This is a genomic window from Cnuibacter physcomitrellae (genome assembly GCF_014640535.1).
GTDB lineage: Bacteria > Actinomycetota > Actinomycetes > Actinomycetales > Microbacteriaceae > Cnuibacter > Cnuibacter physcomitrellae.
In genome coordinates this window covers 143,959-167,852 of the sequence record NZ_BMHD01000001.1, presented here as the reverse complement: position 1 = coordinate 167,852, position 23,894 = coordinate 143,959, and the positions used below count along the sequence as shown (strand labels likewise).

The 23,894-nt window shown below is 70.8% G+C and carries 23 protein-coding genes and 1 tRNA gene; 5 read left to right on the top strand and 19 right to left on the bottom strand.

The features are described 5' to 3' along the window. Positions 1–20: 20 nt before the first annotated feature. The 10 genes from IEX69_RS00830 to rplU form a co-directional block, all read right to left on the bottom strand. Positions 21–96 (bottom strand) — tRNA-Ala (locus IEX69_RS00830). 41 nt (positions 97–137) lie between these two features. After that, positions 138–524: a ribosome silencing factor gene (rsfS, locus tag IEX69_RS00825; protein WP_085019253.1), complete on the bottom strand. Its 387-nt coding sequence runs from the start codon at positions 522–524 to the stop codon at positions 138–140. A 5-nt stretch (positions 525–529) separates the two neighbouring features. Further along, complete coding sequence (locus tag IEX69_RS00820; RefSeq protein WP_157127145.1) at positions 530–1,576, bottom strand: hypothetical protein; 1,047 nt, start codon at positions 1,574–1,576, stop codon at positions 530–532. Beyond that, on the bottom strand, positions 1,573–2,166 hold the full coding sequence (gene nadD / locus IEX69_RS00815) for a nicotinate-nucleotide adenylyltransferase (RefSeq protein WP_085019251.1): 594 nt from the start codon (positions 2,164–2,166) through the stop codon (positions 1,573–1,575). Before nadD ends, IEX69_RS00820 begins: the two co-directional genes overlap by 4 nt. 12 nt (positions 2,167–2,178) lie before the next feature. Further along, complete coding sequence (locus IEX69_RS00810) at positions 2,179–2,400, bottom strand: hypothetical protein (protein WP_085019250.1); 222 nt, start codon at positions 2,398–2,400, stop codon at positions 2,179–2,181. A gap of 105 nt (positions 2,401–2,505) precedes the next feature. Continuing rightward, complete coding sequence (locus IEX69_RS00805; RefSeq protein WP_085019249.1) at positions 2,506–3,786, bottom strand: glutamate-5-semialdehyde dehydrogenase; 1,281 nt, start codon at positions 3,784–3,786, stop codon at positions 2,506–2,508. 53 nt (positions 3,787–3,839) lie between these two features. Further along, a complete protein-coding gene (gene proB, locus IEX69_RS00800; RefSeq protein WP_085019248.1) occupies positions 3,840–4,673 on the bottom strand; it encodes a glutamate 5-kinase in 834 nt (277 codons plus the stop codon). Next, positions 4,670–6,205, bottom strand: coding sequence for a GTPase ObgE (obgE, locus tag IEX69_RS00795; RefSeq protein ID WP_085019247.1), 1,536 nt, complete (start codon positions 6,203–6,205; stop codon positions 4,670–4,672). The genes proB and obgE overlap by 4 nt, the downstream gene beginning before the upstream one ends. A gap of 105 nt (positions 6,206–6,310) precedes the next feature. Beyond that, positions 6,311–6,568, bottom strand: coding sequence for a 50S ribosomal protein L27 (rpmA, locus tag IEX69_RS00790; RefSeq protein WP_085019246.1), 258 nt, complete (start codon positions 6,566–6,568; stop codon positions 6,311–6,313). Between the two features lie 12 nt (positions 6,569–6,580). Next, positions 6,581–6,889 (bottom strand): 50S ribosomal protein L21, encoded by a 309-nt coding sequence (rplU, locus tag IEX69_RS00785; RefSeq protein WP_085019245.1) that lies wholly within the window; start codon positions 6,887–6,889, stop codon positions 6,581–6,583. Between the two features lie 158 nt (positions 6,890–7,047). Between rplU and IEX69_RS00780 the strand changes: the two genes are divergently transcribed. Continuing rightward, positions 7,048–7,347, top strand: coding sequence for a DUF4031 domain-containing protein (locus IEX69_RS00780; protein ID WP_085019244.1), 300 nt, complete (start codon positions 7,048–7,050; stop codon positions 7,345–7,347). Positions 7,348–7,486: 139 nt separating this feature from the next. Here IEX69_RS00780 and IEX69_RS00775 read toward each other — a convergent pair whose 3' ends face one another. Beyond that, complete coding sequence (locus IEX69_RS00775; protein WP_085019243.1) at positions 7,487–10,273, bottom strand: Rne/Rng family ribonuclease; 2,787 nt, start codon at positions 10,271–10,273, stop codon at positions 7,487–7,489. A 293-nt stretch (positions 10,274–10,566) separates the two neighbouring features. Here IEX69_RS00775 and IEX69_RS00770 point away from each other — a divergent pair, with 293 nt between their 5' ends. Then, positions 10,567–11,181 (top strand): vitamin K epoxide reductase family protein, encoded by a 615-nt coding sequence (locus IEX69_RS00770; protein ID WP_085019242.1) that lies wholly within the window; start codon positions 10,567–10,569, stop codon positions 11,179–11,181. A 33-nt stretch (positions 11,182–11,214) separates the two neighbouring features. Here the strand turns inward: IEX69_RS00770 and IEX69_RS00765 are convergent, their stop codons facing one another. From IEX69_RS00765 to IEX69_RS00740, 6 genes are all read right to left on the bottom strand, one after another. Continuing rightward, complete coding sequence (locus IEX69_RS00765) at positions 11,215–12,456, bottom strand: alpha/beta hydrolase family protein (RefSeq protein ID WP_085019241.1); 1,242 nt, start codon at positions 12,454–12,456, stop codon at positions 11,215–11,217. A 52-nt stretch (positions 12,457–12,508) separates the two neighbouring features. Continuing rightward, entirely contained in the window at positions 12,509–12,928 is a 420-nt protein-coding gene (ndk, locus tag IEX69_RS00760) for a nucleoside-diphosphate kinase (protein ID WP_373284393.1), read from the bottom strand. 2 nt (positions 12,929–12,930) lie between these two features. Next, complete coding sequence (locus tag IEX69_RS00755; RefSeq protein ID WP_217348684.1) at positions 12,931–13,308, bottom strand: DUF4233 domain-containing protein; 378 nt, start codon at positions 13,306–13,308, stop codon at positions 12,931–12,933. After that, the gene (locus tag IEX69_RS00750) at positions 13,305–14,834 is read right to left on the bottom strand and encodes a bifunctional folylpolyglutamate synthase/dihydrofolate synthase (protein ID WP_085019239.1); all 1,530 of its coding nucleotides are present in this window, start codon (positions 14,832–14,834) and stop codon (positions 13,305–13,307) included. The genes IEX69_RS00755 and IEX69_RS00750 overlap by 4 nt, the downstream gene beginning before the upstream one ends. After that, a complete protein-coding gene (locus IEX69_RS00745; protein WP_085019238.1) occupies positions 14,827–18,330 on the bottom strand; it encodes an isoleucine--tRNA ligase in 3,504 nt (1,167 codons plus the stop codon). Before IEX69_RS00745 ends, IEX69_RS00750 begins: the two co-directional genes overlap by 8 nt. A 243-nt stretch (positions 18,331–18,573) precedes the next feature. Continuing rightward, positions 18,574–19,233 (bottom strand): TetR/AcrR family transcriptional regulator, encoded by a 660-nt coding sequence (locus IEX69_RS00740; protein ID WP_229756192.1) that lies wholly within the window; start codon positions 19,231–19,233, stop codon positions 18,574–18,576. A gap of 216 nt (positions 19,234–19,449) precedes the next feature. Here IEX69_RS00740 and IEX69_RS00735 point away from each other — a divergent pair, with 216 nt between their 5' ends. From IEX69_RS00735 to IEX69_RS00725, 3 genes are all read left to right on the top strand, one after another. Next, positions 19,450–19,755 (top strand): hypothetical protein, encoded by a 306-nt coding sequence (locus tag IEX69_RS00735; protein ID WP_085019237.1) that lies wholly within the window; start codon positions 19,450–19,452, stop codon positions 19,753–19,755. Between the two features lie 25 nt (positions 19,756–19,780). Then, the gene (locus IEX69_RS00730; protein ID WP_085019236.1) at positions 19,781–20,086 is read left to right on the top strand and encodes a hypothetical protein; all 306 of its coding nucleotides are present in this window, start codon (positions 19,781–19,783) and stop codon (positions 20,084–20,086) included. Between the two features lie 547 nt (positions 20,087–20,633). Beyond that, entirely contained in the window at positions 20,634–21,032 is a 399-nt protein-coding gene (locus IEX69_RS00725; RefSeq protein ID WP_174604426.1) for an endonuclease domain-containing protein, read from the top strand. A gap of 1,189 nt (positions 21,033–22,221) precedes the next feature. Here IEX69_RS00725 and ispG read toward each other — a convergent pair. Together ispG and IEX69_RS00715 are read right to left on the bottom strand one after the other, a co-directional pair. After that, positions 22,222–23,370 carry a flavodoxin-dependent (E)-4-hydroxy-3-methylbut-2-enyl-diphosphate synthase gene (gene ispG / locus IEX69_RS00720; protein ID WP_174604425.1) on the bottom strand — a complete coding sequence of 383 codons (1,149 nt, stop codon included), beginning with the start codon at positions 23,368–23,370 and terminating at the stop codon, positions 22,222–22,224. A 110-nt stretch (positions 23,371–23,480) separates the two neighbouring features. Further along, a complete protein-coding gene (locus tag IEX69_RS00715; RefSeq protein WP_085019233.1) occupies positions 23,481–23,816 on the bottom strand; it encodes an SHOCT domain-containing protein in 336 nt (111 codons plus the stop codon). Positions 23,817–23,894: the final 78 nt, after the last annotated feature.

Here is a 23,894-nt window from a genome sequence, read left to right as displayed (position 1 = left end):
CGGGGCTTGACGTGGACTTCTGGTGGACCTGAGGGGATTCGAACCCCTGACCCCCTGCATGCCATGCAGGTGCGCTACCAACTGCGCCACAGGCCCATTCTCTGCCCCGAACCTGCCGGAGCAACCCTGATAGCTTACTACACCTCGGACTCGGATTGCGAACCGGCGGCGACGTGCAGCGGGATCACCGGGCAGTCCTTCCAGAGGCGCTCCAGGGAGTAGTACATCCGGTCCTCCTCGTGGAAGACGTGGACGACGATGTCGCCGAAGTCGAGCAGGACCCAGCGGCCCTCGCTCAGCCCTTCGCGGCGGATCGCCTTCACGCCGGCCTCGGCCAGACGGTCCTGGATCTCCTCGGCGATGGCGGTGACGTTGCGCTCGTTGCGCCCCGAGGCGAGCACGAAGACGTCGGTCAGCGGCAGCGGACCGGAGACGTCGAGGGCGACGAGGTGGTCGGCCTGCTTCGAGTCGGCTGCCTCAGCGGCGAGTCGTGCGAGCTCTATCGAGGTGGGGGTGGCTGTCACGGGGTTCAGAACAGCTTGAAGACGAAGACGGAGAGCAGCAGCCCGATCACGCCGACCGCGAGGACACCCGCGGTGACCGCGAGGACCACCGGCGCGTTCGCCCGGGCCCGCTTCGGCGGTGTGATGAGCGAGGTCGCCCCCGTGTTGGTGCTGATCGCGCGAGCGGCGCTGACCGGCGCCACGTCGGAGCGGTGCTGGTCGGCCTCCGCCCTGTCGATCAGGGAGTCGAGGTCGTGGGCCTCGATGCCGGAGGCGGGCGCCCCCATCGAGCCGAAGCTCGGCGGGAGGTCGATCGAGCCGGTGATGATGACCTCGCCGGTCTCGTCGAGCGCCGTGCCCACGTCGGAGCTACCGGGCACCGCGGGCAGCACGAGGGCGCTGGTCGTCGAGATCGAGTTCGCCGCGGCGGCGTTCCGCGCGGAGATGAGGTCGTCGAACGCGGGCTGATCGGGGGTCGGCGCGGGCCGCGAGGCGGTGCCGCCCTGGAACCGAGGGGCCAGCTCGTCCTCGCCGTCGACGCTGTCGAGGTGGGCCGCGGCCTCCTGGGCGGGGTCGACGGTCTCGGCGATCGGGACGTCGATCACCATCTCCTCGACCACGGGCTCGCGGTCGCGCGGGGACTCGTCGACCGTGAGGGGCTCGACCACGATCGGCTCGGAGATCGCCACGACGTCGATGACGGGCTCACCACGATCCGACGGCTCGGAGTCGTCGACGCTGTCGTCGGGCGACGAGACGATCTCGGGCACGACCGGCTCGTCGTCGGCCTGGGCGGCGACGGGCATCGCGACCGTGGCCGACTCGGGCTCCTGCGCGGCGCTCTGCTCGGGCTCCTGCGCGGCGCTCGGCGCGGACTCGGACGCAGCGCTCTGCGCGGGCTCGGCCTGCTGAGCAGCGCGCTCCTGCGCCTCCTGCTCGGCCTGCGCCTTGCGAGCGGCCTCCGCCTCCTCGGCGGCGCGCGCATCGGCCTCGCGTTCCTTGCGAGGCTTCTGGCGCTCCATCTCGCGCAGCTGACGCCGGGTCAGCGGCTGCTCATCGTGCGGCAAACTCATTCAACACTCCGATATAGGTGGTGCTTGGTGATGTACTGAACGACACCGTCGGGTACCAAATACCACACCGGAAAATTCCGGCCAACCCGGGCTCGACAGTCTGTCGAGGAGATGGCGAGCGCCGGAACTTCCAAATAGCTTACGTCGTGCTCGGGCAAAGACGAAATGGCGAAGGTGTGACCGGGCCGGGAGACCGCCACGAAACGGGCGAGTCCCCAGAGCTCGTCGGAGTCCTTCCAGCTGAGGATCTGAGCGATCGCATCGGCCCCGGAGATGAAGTACAGCTCCGCGTCGGGGCGCTCCGCCTGGAGGTCGCGCAGGGTGTCGATCGTGTAGGTGGTGCCGCCTCGGTCGATGTCGACCCGGCTCACCGTGAAGCGCGGATTGGAGGCGGTGGCGATCACCGTCATCAGGTACCGGTGCTCTGCCGGGGCGGCGGGCTCCTTGTGCCACGGACGCCCCGTGGGGACGAAGACGACCTCGTCGAGATCGAGTCCGGTGGCGACCTCGCTGGCCGCCACGAGGTGACCGTGATGGATCGGGTCGAACGTGCCGCCCATCACACCGATGCGCGGCCTGCGGGCCGTCATGCGCTCAGAGCGTCAGTGGTCGGCACCCGTGCGGTCGGGCTGGCCGTGCACGTCGTGCGTGGCCGCCCACTTCGCCGCCTTCGCGGAGTGACGGTTCGCGACGTCGCGGTAGCTCCAGGTGATGAAGCCGGCCACGGCGAAGAAGACCACCGCGATCAGCGCGAAGACGATGGGCGGGAAGGGCAGCTCGACGTGACCCTCGGTCGCCGCGAGCACACTGGCCAGAACAGACATCGACTCTCCTGCTGTCGTCTTCGCCGCCCGCTGTCGCGGACGCCCTCTCTACGATACCGTGTGCGCCGTCCCCGCCGTGCAGACCACGACGTACCGGGGGGGGGGCTAGGCCCTCGACTGACCGGACCCTCGCACGAGCCACTTCGTGCTGGTCAGCTCCGGCAGGCCCATCGGACCACGGGCGTGCAGCTTCTGCGTGGAGATGCCCACCTCGGCCCCGAACCCGAACTCGCCGCCGTCGGTGAACCGGGTGGACGCGTTGACCATGACGACGGCCGAGTCGACCTCCGCGAGGAAGCGCTCGGCGTTGCGCAGGTCGTTCGTGATGATCGACTCGGTGTGATGCGTCGAGTAGGTCCGGATGTGGTCCATGGCCTCGTCGATGTCGCGCACCACCCGCACGGCGAGGTCGAGGCTCATGTACTCGGTCGCCCAATCCTCGTCGTCGGCGGGGACCGCGTCCGCGAAGCGAGCGCGGACGGCGTCGTCTCCGTGGATGGTCACGCCCGCCTGCCGGAGCCGGCCCAGCACGGGGGCGAGCAGGCGATCGGCGGCGGCCTCGTGCACGAGGAGGGTCTCGAGCGCGTTGCAGACGCTCGGGCGCTGCACCTTCGCGTTGTGGACGATGTCGACCGCCCAGGACTCGTCGGCCGACTCGTCGAGGAAGACGTGCACCACGCCGGCGCCGGTCTCGATGACGGGGACGGTCGACTCGGTCACGACGGTCTCGATGAGGCCGGCGCTGCCACGCGGGATCAGGACGTCGACCGCTCCGCGGGCGCGCATGAGGGCCCGCGCCCCGTCGCGTCCGAACTCGTCGACGGTCTGCACGCTCCCGCGGGGAAGCCCTGCCGACTCCACCGCGTCCTGGAGGAGCTCGACGAGCACACGATTGGTGTTCTCGGCCGCGGAGCCGCCGCGCAGCACGGCGGCGTTGCCGCTCTTGAGCGCCAGGGCCGCGATGTCGACGGTGACGTTGGGGCGGGCCTCGTAGATCGCGCCGACGACCCCGAGCGGCACGCGGACCTGGTCGATGCGGAGCCCGTTCGGGAGGGCACGGCCGCGGACCGACTCCCCCACCGGGTCGGTCAGCCCGACGACCTCGCGCACGGCGGCCGCCAGCGAGATCAGGCGCGTCTCGTCCAGGCGCAGACGGTCGAGCAGTCCCTGCGACAGGCCGTTCTCGCGGCCGTTGGCGAGATCGAGGTCGTTGGCAGGGACGATGCGGTCGGCCGCGGTCTCGATCGAGGCGGCGATGGCCTCGAGAGCGGCGTCCTTCTGCTGGGTCGTCGCGGTCGCCAGCACACGGGAGGCGGCACGCGAGGCGGCGAGCTTGGCGTCGAAGGCGGCGACGTCGACGGGGGCGAGCACGGAAGCGTCGGGCATCCTCGAATTCTACGACGCGCGCCGCGGGTCACGGCCGACCCCGGCCGACGCGCTCAGCGCACGAGCGACACGGACCCCGACATCGGAGGCGCGGGGCGCTCGCCCGGCTCGAACCACGTCCCGATGTCGGCGCCGGAGAGCGCCTCCGCGACGAGCGCGGTCGAGGTGACGAGCACGCCCGTCCCCGACGCGGCCGCGAGACGGGCGGCCGAGACCTTCGTGCCCGCTCCCCCGGTGCCCACGCCCGCCGCCCCGGCCTCGCCGAACGTGACGCCGGCGAGGTCGTCGCCGAAGGGCACGTGCTCGATCTTGATCGCGCCCGGCTCGTGGGGAGGACGGGTGTAGAGGGCGTCGACGTCGGAGAGCAGCACCAGCACGTCGGCGCCGATCAGCTGCGACACCAGCGCCGCGAGACGGTCGTTGTCGCCGAAGCGGATCTCGTGCGTCGCGACCGTGTCGTTCTCATTGACGATGGGCAGGATGCGCAGCCCGAGCAGGCGCTCCATGGCGCGCTGGGCATTGCTGCGGTGGGTGGGGTTCTCGAGGTCGCCCGCGGTGAGCAGCACCTGGCCCGCGACGATGCCGTAGCGGCGGAGGCTCTCCTGGTACCGGTAGATCAGGACGTTCTGCCCCACCGCGGCCGCCGCCTGCTGCGTGGCGAGGTCGTCGGGCCTGCCGTCGAGCTGCAGGTACGGGATGCCCGTCGCGATCGCGCCCGAGGAGACCAGGACGACCTCCGTGCCACGTCCGTAGGAGGCGACCAGCGCATCCACCAGGGGTTCGATCTGGCCCACGTTCGGCCCCGAGATCGACGAGGAGCCCACCTTGACGACGACCCGGCGCGCCTGCGCGATGCCGGACCGGAGCCGCACGGGCTCGCGGGTCACCGTCCGGTCTCCTCGTCACGGTCGTCCGCGAGGTCGTCGTCGGCCCAGAGACCGGCCTCCTTCTCGCGGACCAGCTCAGCTCGGGCCTCGGCTCGAGCATCCATGAGGTCGTGGTAGTCCTCGCGGCGCTGTGCGTTGGTCCGGCGCCGGTTGTCGTCGAGTCGGGCGTCGCTTCCGCGCGGGCTCGTGATGAGCTCGGCCGTGGAGGTCAGCGTCGGCTCCCAGTCGAAGACGACGCCGTTGCCCTCGCCGATGACGACGGTCGACCCCGCCTGCGCGCCCGCGCGGAACAGCTGGTCCTCGACCCCGAGCTTGTTGAGGCGATCGGCGAGGAAGCCGACGGCCTCGTCGTTCGCGAAGTCGGTCTGCGCGACCCACCGCTCGGGCTTGGCTCCGAGGATGCGGTACACCGGCCCGTACGTTCCGCCCTCGACCCGGACGGTGAAGCCGGCGTCGTCGACGGCCTTCGGCCGGAGCACGATCCGCGGACGCTCGGGCTGCTCGGCCGCCACGACGCGGGCGGCCTCGACCACCTCGGCCAGGGCGAACGACAGCGGTTTGAGGCCCTCGTGGCTGACGGTCGAGATCTCGAAGACCCGGTATCCGCGAGCCTCGAGATCGGGGCGCACCATGTCGGCGAGCTCGCGCCCCTCGGGCACGTCGATCTTGTTGAGCGCGATGAGCTGCGGGCGCTCGAGGAGCGGCACCTGCCCCTCGGGCACCGGGTACGCGGCGAGCTCGGCCAGGATGACGTCGAGGTCGCTGATCGGGTCACGGCCCGGTTCGAGGGTCGCGCAGTCGAGGACGTGCAGCAGCGCGCTGCAGCGCTCGACGTGGCGCAGGAACTCCAGGCCGAGGCCCTTGCCCTCGCTCGCGCCCTCGATGAGACCGGGCACGTCGGCGATGGTGTACCGCACGGAGCCGGCCTGCACGACGCCCAGGTTCGGGTGCAGCGTCGTGAAGGGGTAGTCGGCGATCTTCGGCTTGGCCGCCGAGAGGGAGGCGACGAGGCTCGACTTCCCCGCGGACGGGAAGCCCACGAGGGCGACGTCGGCCACCGTCTTCAGCTCGAGGACGAGGTCGCCCTGCCAGCCCGGCGTGCCCAGCAGCGCGAAGCCGGGGGCCTTGCGCTTGGGGTTCGCCAGGGCGGCGTTGCCGAGACCGCCGTGCCCGCCCTCGGCGGCGACGAAGCGCATCCCCGGCTCGGACAGGTCGGCGATCTCCTCGCCGGTCGGCGACTTCACCACCGTGCCCACCGGGACGGGGAGCTCCACGAGCTCGCCGTCGGCCCCGCTGCGGTTGTCGCCCATGCCGAACCCGCCGCTCGGCGACGTGCGGTGCGGATGCCGGTGGTAGCCGAGCAATGTCGTGGTCTGCGGGTCGCTGACCAGGACGATGTCGCCCCCGTTGCCGCCGTTGCCGCCGTCGGGGCCGGCCAGGGGCTTGAACTTCTCGCGGCGGACGGACACGCAGCCGTTGCCGCCGTCTCCGGCGCGAAGGTGCAGCGTCACGGTGTCGACGAAGGTGACCACGGTCGTTCCTCTCGGGTGGCGGTACGGGATGGGGAGGGGCGGAGACGACGACGAGGGGCGGGCATCACGCCCGCCCCTCGTCTCGCATGCTCTGCTGCGCTGGACCTACTCGGCCGCAGCGACGATGTTGACGACCTTGCGGCCGCCCTTCGCACCGAACTCGACGGAGCCGGCGGCGAGGGCGAACAGCGTGTCGTCGCCACCACGGCCGACGTTCACGCCGGGGTGGAAGTGGGTTCCGCGCTGGCGGACGATGATCTCACCGGCGTTGACGACCTGGCCGCCGAAGCGCTTCACGCCCAGACGCTGGGCGTTCGAGTCGCGACCGTTGCGAGTGGAGCTCGCACCCTTCTTGTGTGCCATCTGCCCTGTTCCTTACTTGATTCCGGTGACCTTGACGCGGGTGAGCTCCTGGCGGTGGCCCTGGCGCTTCTTGTACCCGGTCTTGTTCTTGAACTTCTGGATGACGATCTTCGGGCCGCGGAGGTCGCCCAGGACCTCGGCGGTGACGACGACCTTGGCGAGCGCAGCGGCGTCGGAGGTGATGTTCTCACCGTCGACCAGGAGCACCGCGGGGAGCTCGATGGTGCCGTTCTCTCCGGCCTTCACACGGTCGAGGGTGACGACCGAGCCGACCTCGACCTTTTCCTGCCGGCCGCCGGCGCGCACAACTGCGTAAACCACTTCACGTACCTCACTGTTGGGATTTCTCGAAGCGCTCACGTGCGGCGCTTGGAAGACATTGGTGTCTGGCGGGCGAAGGGTCGCCCGCGCACACCAGCGGTCAACTCTACCTGATGGCGGAGGACCGGTCAAACGCGGCCGATGGGATACTGGGCACTGTGACCGTGCTCATCGACCGTCCCTCCTGGCCCGCGCACGGACGGCTGTGGGGCCACCTCGTGAGCGACGTCTCGCTCGCCGAGCTGCACGCGTTCGCGGCACGCCTGGGCCTGCCTCCTCGGAGCTTCGACCTGGATCACTACGACGTGCCCGAGGAGCGCTACGACGAGCTCGTCGCCGCGGGAGCGCATCCGGTGGGCTATCGCGAGCTGGTGGTCCGCCTCCGCGCGAGCGGACTGCGGGTGCGAGGACGCGACCGCGACGCCGTGCGGCACGCCGGGACGCGCCCAGCCCGCTGACGGGCGGACCCGGCCCGCTGACGGGCGCGCGCGGCTCGCGCGGGAGCACACGGGAAGCACAGAAGCACCCCGAGCAGCGAGAAGCGACCCTTCCCCAATCTCGGGAAGGGCCGCTTCTCGCTGATCGACGTGGGTGCCGTCAGTCCTGCTGCTCGGCGGGCGCCGTGACGGCGGCCGTGCTCACGCGACGGCTCCGTCCACGGCCCTGACCGGGCTGCTTCGGCGCCGGCAGGGCCTCCAGCACGGCGTCGAGGAGCTGGCTCGCCTCGGCCGGATCGGTGCGCGGAGAGCGCTCCGACTTGGGCAGCGGGATGTCGAGGATCGCGACCTCGACCTCCTCGACGACGACCTCGGTCTCCTCGACGACGATCGCGGTGGCGGAGCCTCCGGTCGGCTCCTCCGCACGCTCCGGCGCGGAGTCGGCCGTGGACGACTCGTCGATGCCCTGAGGAGCACGATCCTCGGAACGCTGTCCGCGGCCGCGACGGCGGCGGGAACGGCCGGGCGCCTCCGATGTGCCCTGCTCGGACGAGGACCGGTCACCGGCGGGGGCGTCCGTCGCCGCCTGTCCGGCGGACGCCGACGCCGACGCCACCTCGGGCGAGGCCTCAGCGGCGACACCCTCGTCGGGCTGATCGCTCCCTGCGGCGTGGCCCAAGGTGGACGCGGCGATCTTGGCCAGCGCGTTCTTCGCACCCGGCGTGATCGTGTGCGTGCCGCCGTTGCCCGAGGCGTTGCCGCCCGACGACGAGCCCGTGGAGGACCCCGAGCCCCCGTTGCCGGAGCCGCCACGACCACGGCGACCGCCACCGTTCTGGCCGCCGCCGTTCGAGCCGCTGCCGTTGCCGTTGCCGGACTGCCGGTGCTTCAGGACCGGGTCGTGGTGCACGATGATGCCGCGACCGGCGCAGACGTCGCAGGGCTCGCTGAAGGACTCGAGGAGTCCGAGACCCAGCTTCTTGCGCGTCATCTGCACGAGGCCGAGCGAGGTGACCTCGGCCACCTGGTGCTTGGTGCGGTCGCGCGACAGGCACTCGACCAGTCGCCGCAGCACGAGATCGCGGTTCGACTCGAGGACCATGTCGATGAAGTCGACGACGATGATGCCGCCAATGTCGCGCAGCCGGAGCTGACGCACGATCTCCTCGGCCGCCTCGAGGTTGTTCTTCGTGACGGTCTCCTCGAGGTTGCCGCCCGATCCGACGAACTTGCCCGTGTTGACGTCGACGACCGTCATCGCCTCGGTGCGGTCGATGACCAGCGAGCCGCCGGAAGGCAGCCACACCTTGCGGTCGAGGGCCTTCTCGATCTGCTCCGAGATGCGGTACTCGTCGAACGCGTCCTTCTCGCCCTCGTAGCTCTCGACCCGGTCGAGGAGGTCGGGGGCGACGGCGCGGAGGTAGTTCTCGATGGTCGCCCGCGCGTCGTCGCCGGCGATCACGAGCTTGTGGAAGTCCTCGTTGAAGACGTCGCGGATGATCTTGATCAGGAGATCGGGCTCGGAGTGCAGCAGCGCCGGAGCCTGCTGCTTCGCGGAGCGGGCGCTGACATCCTCCCACTGGGCGATGAGGCGGTTGACGTCGAGCGTCAGCTGCTCCTCGGTGGCCCCCTCGGCCGCCGTGCGGACGATGACGCCCTGGTTCTCGGGGAGGACCTCCTTGAGGATGCGCTTCAGCCGCGCCCGCTCGGTGTCGGGGAGCTTGCGCGAGATGCCGTTCATCGAGCCGTTGGGCACGTAGACGAGGTAGCGACCGGGCAGCGAGATCTGGCTGGTGAGGCGCGCGCCCTTGTGACCGACGGGATCCTTGGTGACCTGGACGAGCACGGTGTCGCCGGACTTCAGCGCGAGCTCGATCCGGCGGGGCTGGTTGCCCCCGGCGCCCGCGTTCTCGGCCGCGGCGTCCCAGTCGACCTCGCCCGAGTAGAGCACCGCGTTGCGGCCCCGGCCGATGTCCACGAAGGCGGCCTCCATGCTGGGGAGCACGTTCTGCACCTTGCCCAGGTAGACGTTGCCGATGAGCGACGCCTCCTGCGAGCGGGCGACGTAGTGCTCGACGAGCACACCGTCCTCGAGGACGCCGATCTGGATGCGGTCGGCCTTGGAGCGCACCACCATCACGCGGTCGACGGCCTCGCGGCGGGCGAGGAACTCCGCCTCGGTGATGACCGGGCGGCGACGGCTCGCGTCGCGGCCGTCGCGGCGGCGCTGCTTCTTGGCCTCGAGGCGGGTGGAGCCCTTGACCTTCTGCGGCTCGGTGATCAGCTCCGGCTCGCGCTGCGGACGCTGGCGCGGCTCACGGGGCTCGCGCGGTTCGCGGTCGCGCTCGCCCTCGCCGGTGCGGCCCTCGTCGCCGGAGCGACGACGGGAACGGCGCCGCACGCCGGGTTCGCGGTCGTCGTCGGCCTCGGGCCGCGGCGGGAGGTCGGGCAGGTCCGGCAGGTCGGGCGCCTGGAAGATCAGGGAGGTCGTGCTGATCGCGCGCGGGACGGCGGGTGCCGCCGTCGGCGCCGAGTGGCCGCCCGGGATGAACGGGTCGAGGCCCGGCTCGTCCTCGTGCTCGTCGAACACGACGTCCGCTGCAGCGGATGCAGATGCGGATGCGGGATCGGCGGGCGCGGCGTCCTGGGGCGCGCCGTCGGCCGACACGCCGCTCGCCGCATCGTGGGTCGCCGACGCCTCGGGCGCGCTCCCCTCGCTCGCCGACGCCTCGGGCGCCGGGGACGTGGTGGCCTCAGCGGAAGCGGCGCTGTCAACGTCCGCTCCGACCTCGCGGTCGTCCTGCGGATCGGATGCGGGGATCGCGTCGGCCGTCAGGCCGGGCTGCTGCACACGACGCGTGTTGCGCCGCACGCCGAAGAGCCTCCGCTTCCTCCCCTTCTCCTCCGACTGTCCTGAATCACCGTTGTTCGAATCGTTCTCCACCATCTCTGGTGCACTCCTCACCAGCCGCGAGGTCACGCCTCACCGGCAGGTACTCTCTGGCGGAGCCGAAGTTCCCGGCTCCATTCGCCGGCCTCGTGGCTCCGAACTCTCGTTGTTTCGTGTCGGGCATGTCACCCGGACGATCCGGATGCTCGGCCCGATAAGCCTCGTGGGACGGCCCCTGTAGAGGCCCTGCGTCCCGCGCCCCCATTATCGCACGCATTCCCTCCGGCACCGTGAAGCGACCGACCGGGCGCGCTCAGTGGGCTCGCGAGACGGCGTGCCATAATCGCGGCGTGCCCGCATCCCCGACCGTCTCCCGTCGCCCGATCGGACTCGCGATCTTCCTGATCGTCACCGGCGTGATCGGGTTCTACGCGGCATTCGACCTCACGCTCGAGCGGATCCAGACGCTCATCGATCCGTCGTACACGCCCACCTGCAACATCTCGCCGCTGGTCACCTGCGGACCCAACATGGCGAGCTGGCAGGGGTCGCTGTTCGGGTTCCCGAACCCGGTGATCGGCGTGGCGTGCTTCGTGGCGCCCATCGTCGTGGGGATGGGGATCCTCGCCGGGGCACGCTACGCCCGGTGGTTCTGGCTGCTGTTCAACCTCGGGTTCGCCCTGGCGCTGACGTTCGTGATCTGGCTGATGATCCAGAGCATCTACGTCCTCGGCACGCTCTGCCCGTACTGCATGCTCACCTGGTCGGTCGTCATCCCGATGTTCTTCTACGTCACGGCCTACAACATCAAGGAGGGCCACTTCGGCAGGCTCGGAGCCTTCCAGAACGCCGTGCGGGTCTTCTACCCGTGGACCTGGACGCTGGTGCTGCTGAGCTACCTGGCGATCGTCCTCATCGCCCAGCTGCGACTCGACGCCATCACCACGATCCTGCTCTACAGCTGACCTGCGGCGCGTCGCCCCGTCGCGCTCCCGTGGTCAGGCCAGGCGCTCGTCGAGCCAGTCGTACATGCGCTGATCGGTGAGCTGACGTGCGAGGGGCTGGCAGTGGTGGTCGCCGCCCTCGGCGCTGGTGAAGCGGCAGAGGGTCGACACCGTCGACGTGAGCTGGGCGAGCCGCTCGGACTGACCGGGCCAGAACTGCTCTCCCTCCGGCGCGGTGATGAAGAGCGGCGTGGTGATCTTCGCGGCGAGCTCGTCGGTGATCGTGTATCTCCGCACCTCGGTCATCGTGTCGAAGTAGCCCTGCGTGCCGTAGGGGCGGGCACGGAACGACCAGCTGGCGGCGAGGCCGCCGGCGAACCGCATCCCCAGCTCCATCTCGTGGTCGAACCTCTCCTTCTCGCCTCTGTCGAGCAGGGAGACCATGCTCTTCGGGAAGTGCGACAGCCACGACTCCGAGACGTCGACGACACCCGGGTCGGCGATCGCCGCGGCGAAGCGGTGCTCGAAGGCGAGCGTGCGCGGCACCCAGTACCCGGCCTGGCTGATCCCGTAGAGGGCGAGCCGCTCGGGGTCGACGTCGCTGCGGTCGAGCAGCAGGTCGACGATCGGGGTCACGACCGCCTCCCAGTCGGGACGGAACGGGATGCCCTGCTCGAAGAGGAGGGTCTGCTGCCCTGGTCCGTCGAAGACGAGCACCCGGTAGCCGCGGGCGAGACCGCCGGCGAGCCCGGACGCCCAGAGGTCGCTGGTGGCTCCGTCGCTGCCGTTCACCATCACGAGGGTCGGCCGGCGCGCACCGTCGTCCCCGCTCGGCGAGAACAGCACCGCGGGCATCGTGATGTCGCCGAGTGGGATCGAGAGACGCTCCGTCGTGACCGACGTGGTGTCGATGAACGCGTTCCACGCGGCCTGCTGCGCACGGAAGACGGGAAGCAGCACGGACTGGTCGGCGAGCGCGTCGACGCCATGCAGCGCCGTGCCCAGGTAGGACGCCGCGCGCAGGTGGAGGCGCGAGGCGCTCTCGGAGTGCCCGGCAGCCGCGGCCGCCTCGGCGGCGACCGTCAGACGTCGTCCGAGGTCGTTCCACGCGTCGAACCAGCCCTGGTGGTCGCCGTCCGACACGTCGGCGATGGTCGCGAGGACCTCGCCCGGCTCGGTGGCCCCGTAGGCCGCCATGCCGAGCAGGATCCGGACGTCGAAGTCGTGGTCGTCGCCGCGGTAGAAGCCGACCCGGTAGGCCTCGTGAGGTCCGGCGAAGCGGTCGAGCAGTGCCATACGGTCATCCTGCCCGACCGCTCGCGTCAGGACCAGCCTGGGCCGAGGCCGCTCAGAACCAGAGCGCGAGCTCGCGCGCAGCGGACTCGGGCGAGTCGCTGCCATGCACGAGGTTCTGCTGCACCTTCAGGCCCCAGTCGCGGGCGAGGTCGCCGCGGATCGTCCCGGGCGCCGCCGTGGTGGGGTCGGTCGTGCCGGCGAGGGAGCGGAAGCCCTCGATGACACGGTTGCCCGCCACGCGGATCGCCACGATCGGACCCGACTCCATGAACTCCACGAGGGGCTCGTAGAAGGGCTTGCCGACGTGCTCCTCGTAGTGCGCGGCGAGGAGGTCGCGATCGGCCTGGACGACCTTGATGTCGACGAGCTGATACCCCTTCGCCTCGATGCGGCGCAGGATCTCCCCCGTGAGGTTGCGGGCCACGCCATCCGGCTTGACCAGGACGAGGGTCTCTTCAGCACTGACGTTCACGTTCATCCTTCCTCCACCGACTCCGGCGGATGCTCCACATCGACCCTAGCCGCCTTCTGCCTGTCGATACGGGCGCCCACGACCATGACGTAGACCCAGATGCCGATGAAGATGACGGCGACCACGCCCATCAGGGGCACCAGGACCGTCGTGGCCGCGATCACACCCTGCATCACCCAGCCGAGCCAGTAGCCCCACCGGTAACGCACGAGCACGGCGTTCAGGAGGAGGGCCACGCAGACGGCCGCGCCCCCGATGAGCGCCGGGGCAGGCGGGAGCGCCTTCAGGCCGAACACGACCAGGGCCGCGAAGAAGAACATCACGGCCTCGAACCCGAGCACGATCGAGGCCAGCATCTGCCTGACCGAGTCGGATCTCACGGCTTCCAGCCCCCGCGCTCCGCGATCGAGATGGCGTCTCCGACGAGCGTGATCGAGCCGGTCACGAGCACCGCACCCTGCTCGGCGTCGTCGGCGAGGTCGCGCGCCTCGTCGAGCGCGGACTCGAGGTCGGGCTGGACGCTGACACGATCGGCGCCGACGATCCGCACGACCGCGGCGGCGAGCTCGTCGGGGTCGATCGCGCGCTCGCTCGCGGACGAGGTGATCACGAACTCGGCCGCGATCGGGTCGAGCGCACGCACGATCCCCTCGACGTCCTTGCCCTGCAGCACCGCGAGCACGACGATCACGCGTCCGAAGGTGAAGTACTCCCCCACGGCCTGCGCGAGCGCCTCGGCGCCTCCGGGGTTGTGCGCGGCGTCGACCAGGACCGTCGGCTCGGTGCCGACGAGCTGCAGCCGACCGGGCGACGTCACCTGTCCGAGGCCCTCGGCGATCACGTCATCGGCGAGCCGCTGCGACCCGCCCCCGAGGAAGGACTCGACCGCGGCCACCGCGACGGCGGCGTTGTGACCCTGGTGGGTGCCGTACAGCGGCAGGAACACCTCGTCGTAGCGGCCGGCGAGACCGCGGATGCTGACCAGCTGACCGCCGACGGCGACCGACGACTCCTCGAGGGCGAAGCGGTCGCCCTCGAGCGCGAACGTCGACTCGGTGAGCTCGGCGGCCCGGCGCAGCTCGGCGAGCGCGTCGGGATGCTGGGCGGCGGACACGACCTGCGCCGCGGGCTTGACGATGCCCGACTTGGTGCGGGCGATCTCGGCCACCGTCGTGCCGAGGCGGTCGGTGTGGTCGAGGGAGATCGGCGTGAACACGGCGACCTGGCCATCGGCCACGTTGGTCGAGTCCCACTCGCCGCCCATCCCGACCTCGATCACGGCGACGTCGACCGGGGCCTCCGCGAAGGAGGCGTAGGCGAGGACGGTGAGCGCCTCGAAGTACGTCAGCGGCGACTCACCGGCCGCGGCGAGCTCTCCGTCGACGATCGCCAGGAAGGGCTCGACGTCGCGCCAGTTCGACGCGAGCGCCTCGTTCGAGATGGGCTTGCCGTCGATCACGATCCGCTCGTTGACCCGCACCAGGTGGGGGCTGGTGAACAGGCCCGTGCGCAGGCCCAGGGCACGGAGGAGGCTCTCGGCGATGCGACTCGTCGAGGTCTTCCCGTTGGTGCCCGTGATGTGGATGATCGGGTACGCCCGGTGCGGGTCTCCGAGCAGCTCGACGGCCCGTCGGGTGGCGTGCAGGCGCGGCTGCGGGGCGGCCTCGCCGAGGCGCGCGAGGAGCGCGTCGTAGACGGCGTCGCCCTCGTCGACGAACTCGTCGGGGGCGTCCTCGCCGGCCTCCTCGAGACGAGCCGCGACCCGTTCGGCCTCGCCCTCCTCCGCCAGCTCGGCGAGCTCCTCGGGATCGAGCTCCTCGAGGTCGTCGGGGCCGATCTCCTCGGGGCCGATCTCCTCGGGGTTGGGCTGCTCGTCCTCGTTCTCGTCGAATCCGTGATCAGACATCGGCGCTCCTGTTCACACGGCCCACGGCGACGACGAACTCGCCGGTGTTCGCGTAGGTGTTCTCGGGGATCCTCACGAAGTGCTCGGGGGCGAAGGCCACGAGGCCGGGCAGCCACTCCGAGGCCAGCGCCGACGAGTGCTCGCGCAGGGCCGGCACCTCGTCGGGCGAGTAGACGGCGTAGTTCGTGGCGAGCGTCTCGCCCGCCACGTCGACGACGCCGGACGCGCTGGTGACGGCACGCGCATCCGCCTCGTCGAAGAAGACGAGGTCGAGCACGATGCGGTCGCTCACGTCGAAGCCGGCCGACTTGCGGGCGTCCTGGACGGCGCGGATGACGTCGCGCGCGAGGCCCTCGGCCTCGAGCTCGGGCGTGGTCGCGGTGTCGAGCAGCACGAACCCTCCAGCGGGCAGCAGCGCGAGGGCCGAGCCGCCCGAGGCGGCGCCGGTCTCGAGCACCAGGTCGTACTCGCCCTCCTGCAGCTCGATGCCGCCGGCCGAGACGACCCCGTTCTGCTCGGTCCACTCGCCGTCGCGAGCCGCCTTGATGGCCTGCTGCACCTGCTTGCCGAGCCGGGGGCCGGCGGCGCGCGCGTTCACGGTGAGGCGCGACGTGATGCCGAACTCGGCGGCGCTCGTGTCCTGCAGCTCGACGAGTGTCACGTCCTTGACGTTGAGCTCGTCGCGGAGGATGCCCTCGAACTGCGCCAGGCTCGCCGCGTTGTCGACCACGACCGTCAGTCGGGCCAGCGGCAGACGCACGCGGAGCCCGTGCTGCTTGCGCAGCGACAGCACGGTCGAGGAGATGCCGCGCACCGCATCCATCGCGTGCACGAGACCCGGATCCGCGGGGTACGCGTTCTCGTTCGGCCAGTCGGCGAGGTGCACGCTCCGGCCGCCGGTGAGGCCCTTCCACATGTGCTCCGCCACGAGCGGCACGAGCGGCGACGCCACCCTCAGCACGGTCTCGAGCACGGTGTACAGCGTGTCGAACGCCGCCGTGTCGGCGCCCTCCCAGAACCGCTCGCGCGAGCGGCGCACGTACCAGTTGGTGAGCACGTCGGCGAAGTCGCGCAGCTTGGCGGAGGCGAGCGTCGCATCCAGCCCCTCGAGGTCGCGGGTCACGTCGTGCACCAGCTCGCGGGTCTTCGCCAGGAGGTACCGGTCGAGCACGTCGGTGGAGTCGGTGCGCCACTGCGCCTCGTAGCCCCGGTGCCCCTCGCCGGCGCTGTTCGCGTAGAGGGTGAAGAAGTAGTACGTGCTCCACAGCGGCAGCAGCAGCTCGCGCACGCCCTGGCGGATGCCCTCCTCGGTGACGATGAGGTTGCCGCCGCGCAGCACGCTCGACGACATCAGAAACCAGCGCATCGCATCCGACCCGTCGCGGTCGAAGACCTCGTTGACGTCGGGGTAGTTGCGGAGCGACTTCGACATCTTCTGCCCGTCGCTGCCCAGCACGATGCCGTGGCTGATCACGTTCTTGAACGCGGGCCGGTCGAACAACGCGGTCGAGAGCACGTGCATCACGTAGAACCAGCCGCGCGTCTGCCCGATGTACTCGACGATGAAGTCGGCCGGGCTGTGGGTGGCGAACCACTCCTCGTTCTCGAACGGGTAGTGCACCTGCGCGAACGGCATCGAACCCGAGTCGAACCAGACGTCGAAGACGTCCTCGATCCGGCGCATGGTCGACTTCCCGGTCGGGTCGTCGGGGTTCGGGCGGGTCAGCTCGTCGATGAACGGGCGGTGCAGGTCGGGCTCGCCGTCGCGGTTGCGCGGAAGCGTGCCGAAGTCGCGCTCGAGCTCCTCGAGCGAGCCGTACACGTCGACGCGGGGGTGGTTCGGGTCGTCGCTCTTCCACACCGGGATGGGCGAGCCCCAGTACCGGTTGCGCGAGATCGACCAGTCACGGGCGCCGGAGACCCACTTGCCGAACTGCCCGTCCTTGACGTTCTCGGGGACCCACTCGATCTCCTGGTTGAGCTGCTCCATGCGGTCGCGGAACTCGGTGACACGCACGAACCAGCTCGAGACGGCCTTGTAGATGAGCGGATTGCGGCAGCGCCAGCAGTGCGGGTAGCTGTGCTCGTAGCTGGCCTGACGGATCAGCCTGCCGTCGGCCTTGAGCATCTGCGTGAGCGGCTTGTTGGCGTCGAAGACGTGGATGCCCTCGACGTCTCGCACCGTGCTGAGGAAGCGGCCGCCGTCGTCGACGGAGATGATGACGGGGATGCCGGCGGCCTCGCAGACGCGCTGGTCCTCCTCGCCGTAGGCGGGGGCCTGGTGCACGATGCCGGTGCCGTCGGTGGTCGACACATAGTCGGCGACGAGGATGCGCCACGCGTTCTGCGTGCCCCACCTCTCGACGTCGGCGTAGTAGTCCCAGAGGCGGGCGTACTCGACACCCTCGAGCTCACGACCGAGGATCGTGCGGCTGACGGCGGCGCGCGCCTCGTCGGCGGAGTCGTAGCCGAGGTCCTTCGCGTAGCCGCCGACGAGGTCGGAGGCGAGGAGGTACTCGGCGGCCAGCACCTCGGTGTTCTCGCCGAACCGACGAAGCACAGCTTCGTCGGCGCTGGCGTCGCGGCGACGATCCACCGGATCGTCGCTCCCAGCTCCAGCGCGCGAGTGGACCTCGGCGTCGGGGGTGCCGTTCGGGCCGCTCGGCACGACCGAGTACTCGATGTCGGGGCCGACCGCGAGCGCCAGGTTCGTGGGCAGCGTCCACGGCGTCGTCGTCCACGCCAGGGCGCGCACGGCGGTGAGGCCGAGCGCCTCGGCCTTGGCGCCGATGAGCGGGAACGTGACCGTGACGGTCTGGTCCTGGCGCATCTTGTAGACGTCGTCGTCCATCCGCAGCTCGTGGTTCGAGAGCGGGGTCTCGTCCTTCCAGCAGTACGGCAGCACCCGGTAGCCCTCATAGGCGAGCCCCTTGTCGTAGAGCCGCTTGAAGGCCCAGAGCACGCTCTCCATGAAGGTGATGTCGAGCGTCTTGTAGTCGTTGTCGAAGTCGACCCAGCGCGCCTGACGGGTGACGTAGTCGCGCCACTCGCGGGTGTACTGCAGCACCGACCGGCGCGAGGCGGCGTTGAAGACCTCGACGCCCATCTCCTCGATCTGGCTCTTCTCGGTGATGCCGAGCTGCTTCATCGCCTCGAGCTCGGCGGGCAGGCCGTGCGTGTCCCAGCCGAAGCGGCGGTCGACGCGGTGCCCGCGCATCGTCTGGAAGCGTGGGAAGACGTCCTTCGCGTAGCCCGTGAGCAGGTGCCCGTAGTGGGGCAGTCCGTTCGCGAACGGCGGGCCGTCGTAGAACACCCACTCGTCGCGGCCCTCGCGGTTCGCGATGGAGGCGCGGAAGGTGTCGTCCTTGCGCCAGAACGCGAGCACACCGTCCTCGATGGTCGGGAAGTGCGGCGACGGCACGACGGTCGACGCGAGCTCGCTCGCCTCGCCGTGCTCGGGGGCGAAGTCTGCAGGGTCGGACTTGGGGTAGACCATGGTTCTCCACTGGAAGGCTCTTCCACGAGGACGAACCCGGAGCTGCGCTCCGCATCCGCGGTACCACCTCGCTTGCCAGTGCGTCTGCGTGGTGCATGTGCTTCCGCGTGGTGCGTCTGCTGCTTCTGCGTCTGGCCGCTCGTCTGGGCTGTGTCGGGCCCGCCCGCCCGGTTCTACTGAGCTCTCGCCGTTCTTCCGGAGACTCCCCGGTGATGGCCGGATCGACGTCGTCGAGAGGAGATTCTACAGGCCTTCCCGGCTGCTATGGGGCGCTGTTTCGGCGGGCAGGGCCCCGTCGGCTGCCCGGTACCCGGCCAGCACCGGGTGCACCGCCGCGATCGCGTAGCTGCCGGGGCCGGTGCGGTCGGGTCCCGCGGTCGCCCACTCGCCCACGGCCGCTGCGGCGGCGCCCACCACCGCGAGGGAGACCGCTCGGGCCGAGGGCGCCTCGGGGCCCAGGCGCGATGCGAGGAAGCGCTCGATCACCTCGGCGTGACGGAGGGCCCTCGTGAGCCCGCCGGCGCGGAGGTCGTCGTCGACGCCCATCACCTCGTACTGGGTGAGCACCAGCGGCGCGGGCCCGCGCGCCAGCCCCTCGAGCGTCTCGGCGACGGCGCGCTCGACCGCCTCGTAGGGGTCGATCGGATGCGTGGACGCCTCTGCGAGACGCTCCGCCAGGAGGTCGACCCCGTCGTCGAGCCTGGCCCACAGCAGGTCGCTCTTGGACGCGAAGTAGTTGAAGAACGTGTTGCGGCTCACCCCGGCGCGCTGAGCGATCTGCTCGATGGTCGTGCGCTCGTAGGTGTTCTCGACGAACAGCTCCGCCGCGGCCTCCTCGAGCATCTCCTTCGACGACGCGCGCGGCCTGCCGGCGGGCCGTCGAGGGGAAGGGCGATTCGACACGCTGCCATTGTCGCACCGGTGCTCGCATCGCGCCCGGCGAGAGATGAGCTATAGTCACCTTCGATCAGATGTCGGCCGTTCGACGTCGGTCTCGATGAGGCCCCTCGGAGGCGGCCTGGATGAGGCCGGTCGAAGACGGTCCGGTTGAGGCCGGTCGGAGACCGCCCGGTTGAGGCCGGTCGAAGACGGCCCGGATGAGATGGAGGAGACCCAGTCATGTCCCAGGACCAGTACGCACCCATGCCCCCGGCGCCGCCCTCGCCGTCGCCTGGAGGGTCCGTCGCCGACGACCCGGGCCGCACGCTCAGCATCGTCGGGCTGATCCTCGCGTTCGTCCTGCCGCTCATCGGTCTGATCCTCAGCATCGTGGCCCTGAACCAGTCGAAGCGCGCGGGCTACCGCAACGCTCTCGCCCGATGGGGTGTCATCGTCGCGATCATCGTGATGGCGCTCAGCCTGGTGATCGGCATCGTCTCCGCCATCGGCGGCGCCCTCTCCGCCTCCTTCTCCTACGGCTACTGAGCCCCGGCATCGAGAGGAGATCGCCATGGAACGCTCCAGCGAGGTCATCGAAGTCTCGGAGCCGAGAGGGACCGCCACGCTCAGCGTGGTGGGTCTGTCGCTCGCTCTGGTCGCCCCCGTCCTCGGACTCGTCGTCAGCATCGTCGCTCTCGTGCGGGCGAAGACGCGCGGCTCGGCCGACGCCGTCGCGCCCGCGGGCGTGGTCGTCTCCGCGGGGGCGATCGTCTTCGCGGTCGCCTGTCTGTGGGCTCTGTCGTCGATGGGCCTGATCGGGTTCTCGTTCAGCATGTGCGTGCAGGGCGTCGACGGGTGTCCCGTCCTCCCGTCGTGAGCTGAGGGCACTCCCGGGCGTCGTCGGCTCGTCCACACTGGGCCGACGACGCCGCGTTGTCCACAGAGAGCGTTTGAGAGCCCCGCGGCGACGAGGGGAGCAGCATCCTGTGACGATGCTCCTCGACTCGGTTCTCCGCCTCGGCGGGATCGCCCCTCGCGCCGCCCTCATCAGCGAAGGGCACGGGCCGCGATCCATCGACGACGCCGTCAGGCGCGGGTCGCTCGTCCGAGTCCGGAAGGGGTGGGTGGCGCTCGAGAGCGCTGACCGAGAAGCGGTCGCGGCCGTACGCGCAGGCGGGCGGCTCAGCTGTCTGAGTCTGCTCCGCAGGTCCGGTGTGTGGGTCCTCTCCGACGACGGGATCCACCTGCGGACCGCAGCGAAGCGCGACCGGCTCGAGGCTGAGGGGATGCGCGTGCATCGGCTTCCGCTGGCCCTCCCGATGGCCGCCGCCGATACGATGCCCGCCGCAGTCGCCTGCGCAGTCCGCTGCCAACCGATGCTCGACGCGGTGGCCACGCTAGATTCGGTCCTCAACCGTCGCCTGATGACGCCTTCGGAACTCTCCGACGCTCTCGCCGTCCTCCCCGAGAAGCACAGAGCCCTCCTCGCGCGGACCGACGGCTCGGCCCAGTCAGGACTCGAGACGAAGGTCCGTCTCGGCCTGCGGAGCCGGCGAGTGCGCGTCCGTCCACAGGTCTGGATCCCGGGCCTCGGGCGAGTGGACCTGCTTGTCGGAGACCGTCTCATCATCGAGGTCGACGGCTACCAGACGCATGGAACACCGACGGGGTTCAAGGAGGATCGGCGCCGAGACCGGGAGGCCGCGGCGCAGGGATACCTCGTCCTCCGCTTCACCCACTGGGACGTCTGCTACGACTGGGCGCGCTGCCTCCAGTCCATCCTCGACATCGTCCGCCGCGGCGAGCACCGTCGGTCCCACTGACGACGGCGCGGATTGCGCCCTCCGGCAGCGCGCACGCCGCCTCCCGGCCGCCGTCGCAGCGCCGAGCGGGCGGAACCCGCGACCACCATCATCGTGCCGAACGAACGGAACCCGCGGACCACCATCACCACGCCGAGCAAGCGGAACCCGCGGACCACCATGACCAGGCCGAGCGAGCCGAACCCCCGCGGACCACCATCAGCACGCCGAGCAAGCGGAACCCGCGGACCACCATCACCACGCCAAGCAAGCCGAACCCACGGACCACCCTCACCACGCCAAGCAAGCCGAACCCACGGACCACCCTCACCACGCCAAGCAAGCCGAACCCGCGGACCACCCTCACCACGCCAAGCAAGCCGAACCCACGGACCACCCTCACCACGCCAAGCAAGCGAAACCCACGGACCACCCTCACCACGCCAAGCAAGCGAAACCCACGGACCACCCTCACCACGCCAAGCAAGCGAAACCCACGACCACCATCATCACGCCGAGCGAGCGGAACCCGCGGACCGCCATCACCGCGTGAGTCGAGCCGGACCCTGGGCCACCATCGCGGCTTGAGTCGGGCGGAACTCCGCGACCGCCGCCCCCTTCGGCTCGGCAGCGAGCTCCGGCCGCGGGCCAGGCCCGGACCGTGGCCGGGTGAACGGGATCACGCGGATTGCGCCTTCCGGGAGCCGGCTTAGCGCGGCATCGCCGTCGACGGCGCGCTGGGCGGGCGGAACCCGTCTCGGGCCGGCCCGACTAGCCAGCCAGCGTCGAGCGGCGGGACCCGAGATGGCTCGCCTCGGCTGGGTCCATGCGGGTTGCGCCCCCTCAGAGCTGATGAGCCGCCGCAGGGGCGATTCCCACGTGCTGAGCGGGCGGAACCCGCAGCAGGAGGCGCGGTCGGCGGAAGGTGCCGCGTGGTGCCCTCACCAGGGCGGTGGGACGGGCCCGCCAGCTGACAGCGGGTTGCGCCCGCTACACAGCGACAGAGGGCCGTATCGGCGGCGTCGGCACGCTGCGAGGGCGGAACCCGCAGTGCCGCCGCGAGCCGGACGCCCGCGCGGACCACCGCGAGGCGGGGGCGCCGGAGGCGTGCCCCGGACACCCGCGCGGACCACCGCGAGGCGGGGGGCGCCGGAGGCGTGCCCCAGACGACCGCGCGGCGGGGCGCCGGGGGCGAGCCCCGGCGGGCGGGTCAGGCGGTGACGACCTCGGGGGTGCCGACGGCGGAGGCGGGCATCTCGGCGGCGAGGCGGTTGGCCTCGGCGATGAGGGTCTCGACGATCTCGGCCTCGGGGACGGTCTTGATGACCTCGCCCTTGACGAAGATCTGGCCCTTGCCGTTGCCGGAGGCGACGCCGAGGTCGGCCTCGCGGGCCTCGCCCGGGCCGTTCACGACGCAGCCCATGACGGCCACGCGCAGCGGGACGGTCATGCCCTGGAGGCCCTCGGTGACGTCGTTCGCCAGGGTGTACACGTCGACCTGGGCGCGGCCGCACGACGGGCAGGAGACGATCTCGAGCTTGCGCTCGCGCAGGTTGAGCGACTGCAGGATCTGCAGTCCCACCTTCACCTCTTCCGCCGGCGGGGCCGAGAGCGAGACACGGATCGTGTCGCCGATGCCCTCCGAGAGCAGGATGCCGAACGCGGTCGCGCTCTTGATCGTGCCCTGGAACGCCGGGCCGGCCTCGGTGACGCCGAGGTGGAGCGGCCAGTCGCCCCGCTCGGCGAGCAGGCGGTAGGCCTTGACCATCACGATCGGGTCGTTGTGCTTCACGGAGATCTTGAAGTCGTGGAAGTCGTGCTCCTCGAACAGCGACGCCTCCCAGACCGCGCTCTCGACGAGGGCCTCCGGCGTGGCCTTGCCGTACTTGGCGAGGAGCGACGGCTCGAGCGACCCCGCATTGACGCCGATGCGGAGGCTGACGCCCGCCGCCTTGGCGGCCGCGGCGATCTTGCCGACCTGGTCGTCGAACTTGCGGATGTTCCCCGGGTTCACGCGGACGGCGGCGCAGCCGGCGTCGATCGCGGCGAACACGTAGTTGGGCTGGAAGTGGATGTCGGCGATGACCGGGATCTGGCTCTTCTTGGCGATGATCGGCAGCGCCTCGGCGTCGTCGCGGGAGGGCACGGCCACGCGCACGATGTCGCAGCCGGAGGCGGTGAGCTCGGCGATCTGCTGCAGGGTGGCGTTGATGTTCGTGGTGGGCGTGGTGGTCATCGACTGCACGCTCACGGGCGCGTCGCCGCCGACGAGGACCTTGCCGACCCGGATCTGACGGGACTTGCGACGAGGAGCGAGGGTCTCGGGGACCTGGGGGATCCCGACGTTGATTGCAGCCACGTCGCCAGTCTAAGTCCGTTCTCTGGGCGAGCGGTCAGCGCCCGATCAGCGTCCATCCGGCACCGGGTCGGGCGGATGCGGGCCGGCGGCAGCCCGCATCCGCTCTGCCGTCAGGAGGGCCGGTTCGCCCTGAGGACCTCGAGGCGGGCGCGGTACTCGACCTCGTCGATGTCCCCCTGGGCGAAGCGCTCGGCGAGGGTCGACTCCGCGCTCCGACCGGGTCCGGCCCAGCCCTGGGGTCCGTAGCCGGCCTCGCCGTAGCCCGGCCCGAACGCCGAGCCGGGTGCGGATCGCCGCCAGCGTCGCCGACCGACGAGCGCGAACACGAGGCCGAGGACGAGGAACCAGAACAGCGGGATGAGGATGAACAGCCACGGGCCGGGTCCGAAGCCCCAGGGGTGGGCGACGGGCCCCGCGGCGGAGACGGTGGCGAGCAGTGCGGACACGATGGATCCCTTCGACGGTGCGGCCGGAGCGACCGCACCACCACACTCCCCGGCGATGGCCCTCCGCGAATCCGCCGC

Coding starts and splice junctions, on each gene's coding strand:
- IEX69_RS00820 (WP_157127145.1), bottom strand. CDS start 1,576: ATGAGTTTGCCGCACGATGAGCAGCCGCTGACCCGGCGTCAGCTGCGC.
- nadD (WP_085019251.1), bottom strand. CDS start 2,166: ATGACGGCCCGCAGGCCGCGCATCGGTGTGATGGGCGGCACGTTCGAC.
- IEX69_RS00810 (WP_085019250.1), bottom strand. CDS start 2,400: ATGTCTGTTCTGGCCAGTGTGCTCGCGGCGACCGAGGGTCACGTCGAG.
- IEX69_RS00805 (WP_085019249.1), bottom strand. CDS start 3,786: ATGCCCGACGCTTCCGTGCTCGCCCCCGTCGACGTCGCCGCCTTCGAC.
- rpmA (WP_085019246.1), bottom strand. CDS start 6,568: ATGGCACACAAGAAGGGTGCGAGCTCCACTCGCAACGGTCGCGACTCG.
- IEX69_RS00775 (WP_085019243.1), bottom strand. CDS start 10,273: ATGGTGGAGAACGATTCGAACAACGGTGATTCAGGACAGTCGGAGGAG.
- IEX69_RS00765 (WP_085019241.1), bottom strand. CDS start 12,456: ATGGCACTGCTCGACCGCTTCGCCGGACCTCACGAGGCCTACCGGGTC.
- IEX69_RS00750 (WP_085019239.1), bottom strand. CDS start 14,834: ATGTCTGATCACGGATTCGACGAGAACGAGGACGAGCAGCCCAACCCC.
- IEX69_RS00745 (WP_085019238.1), bottom strand. CDS start 18,330: ATGGTCTACCCCAAGTCCGACCCTGCAGACTTCGCCCCCGAGCACGGC.
- IEX69_RS00735 (WP_085019237.1), top strand. CDS start 19,450: ATGTCCCAGGACCAGTACGCACCCATGCCCCCGGCGCCGCCCTCGCCG.
- IEX69_RS00730 (WP_085019236.1), top strand. CDS start 19,781: ATGGAACGCTCCAGCGAGGTCATCGAAGTCTCGGAGCCGAGAGGGACC.
- IEX69_RS00725 (WP_174604426.1), top strand. CDS start 20,634: ATGACGCCTTCGGAACTCTCCGACGCTCTCGCCGTCCTCCCCGAGAAG.